General features: G+C 68.1%; 3 protein-coding genes. All 3 read right to left on the reverse strand.

Annotation, left to right across the window (positions count from 1 at the left end; translation table 11 throughout):
* Positions 1–368 (reverse strand): DUF6950 family protein (locus HS053_RS22055; protein ID WP_174213389.1); only part of this gene is annotated, 368 nt, incomplete at its 3' end.
* The gene (locus tag HS053_RS22060) at positions 365–1039 is read right to left on the reverse strand and encodes a hypothetical protein (RefSeq protein WP_174213390.1); all 675 of its coding nucleotides are present in this window, start codon (positions 1037–1039) and stop codon (positions 365–367) included. The genes HS053_RS22055 and HS053_RS22060, both read right to left, overlap by 4 nt.
* Before the next feature lie 2 nt (positions 1040–1041).
* Positions 1042–1698 carry a hypothetical protein gene (locus HS053_RS22065; RefSeq protein WP_174213391.1) on the reverse strand — a complete coding sequence of 219 codons (657 nt, stop codon included), beginning with the start codon at positions 1696–1698 and terminating at the stop codon, positions 1042–1044.
* Between the last annotated feature and the right edge of the window lie 37 nt (positions 1699–1735).

Raw genomic sequence — 1735 nt, forward strand, 5'->3', positions numbered from 1 at the left:
ACCAGAGCGGCGCCACGCGGATGGACGGTGTAGATCATCTCGCCCTGGATGATGCCCATGGCGGGCAAGCCGTCAGCTCCGTCCAGCAGGGCGATGTCACCCACCCCGCCATAGGCGACGGGCACCTCTTCAAGGCCCTCCACCACATGCGCCCAAGGGTCCGAACAGCCATGCTGAAGGGCCAGTTCAAGCCCCTCTTCAACGGACCCGTAACGCCCCCGCCAATCCGCCATCACATCGACGCCGGTCAGCGCCGCCCGCCCCCCGGCGGCAAAGAGGATGCAGTCATGCTGGCCCGGCCGATACGGGGATCGGGCGGTGGCCGCGACATAGTCGGCCAGACGGCTGCGCCAGTCGGGGAGCCTCATGCGTGCCCCCCCGGTTTCCAGCCGCCGAGACCCGACCCTGACCCGCCCGCGGGAGTGGCCGGATCATAACGCTTTTCGCCCCAGTAGACCGGGACTTTTCCTGACACATCGGCATAGCGGAACAGCCGGTCGTCGCTGCCGCGTTGTCTCATGGCAGCATCCGAATACTTTGCCGTCAGCCCCCGGGTCAGCGCCATGGCGGCCGAGGCGACGGTCAGGGTGATCCGGCCCGCGCTCAGCCCCTTGGCGGGGACGGTGCGCGGGGCCCCATCAACCCAGCCCTTCCAGATGCGATGGGGAGCCGCCACCGGCAGATGGCTGATCGGATCTGTCAGCAGCCGGTGGATTTCCACCGGGGCAAGCCGCAGGTCATAGGCCATGGCTGCCTCGACCACCTCCGGCGCGGCAGTGGCCAGCCAAACCGAGATGCGGCGCACATTCAGGCCGGATTCGATAACCAGATCGTCCATGCCCAAGAGGCCGCCAGCGCCGTGATAGGTGCGATCGGCACCGCCCACGTTGATCACCTGATCGTCGGCACCGTTCCAGAACCCGGCCGGCTCCGGCGCCCCCGTGGTCCTATTGCGCGCGATGATCCAGACCAGCAGGCGCGGGCGCAGACCGTCGCGGGCCTGCAGCTGGGTCAACTCTGCGGGGGCATAGCTGCGCATGGCTACCTCAGCGTCTGGGTCCAGGCGAGCTTCGCCTCGGACGTGATGGTGTGGGAGGTGATGCCGGTCGCGTTCTGGCCGGGCACAAGACGGGCCTTGCAACGCGGCCAGATCAGCTGGACTGCGGCTCCAGCGCTGGCCCCGGGCCGGATCGGCGGGTTGACTTCGATCAGCCCGGTCTCGCCGGCGCCATTGGCAACCGCCGCCCCCACCACCTCATGCAGCGCATAACGGGTCGGGCTGCCATAGGTGAACGACATCAGATCGCCCCGGCTGATCGGGTAGGCGGCCGGAAGACCCGTCAGGCTCAACTCGCGCCCGCTGCCACCAATGGCCAGAATGGTCGGGGTGGCCGCACCCAGAACCGTGCCGTTCGGATCAAGCCGAGGCCAGGGCCGGGTTGGGTCGGAAACGAGGAAGGACGTGCCTGCCCGGCGCAGGATGTTGATCAGCGGCCGGATCGCCGAAACCTCGTCATGGGTCATCACGCCAAGCTCAATCCGGCCGGACCAGAGCGATGTTCCGAGATCGGCGGTCAGCACCTCGCCGCCGGTGGTCTGGCTCAGGTCGAGGGCCTCGGGCTGGTCCAGTTCCGCTTTGCTGATGGGCAGGAGGTCGTAGAACTGGGCGAGGCTGAGCGGGAAGGTCAGGACAGCCATCTCACCCCCTCACGCGCGGGTGGCTGTCGATCTCGGC

The sequence above is a fragment of the Tabrizicola fusiformis genome, assembly GCF_013328815.1.
Classification (GTDB): Bacteria; Pseudomonadota; Alphaproteobacteria; order Rhodobacterales; family Rhodobacteraceae; genus Fuscibacter.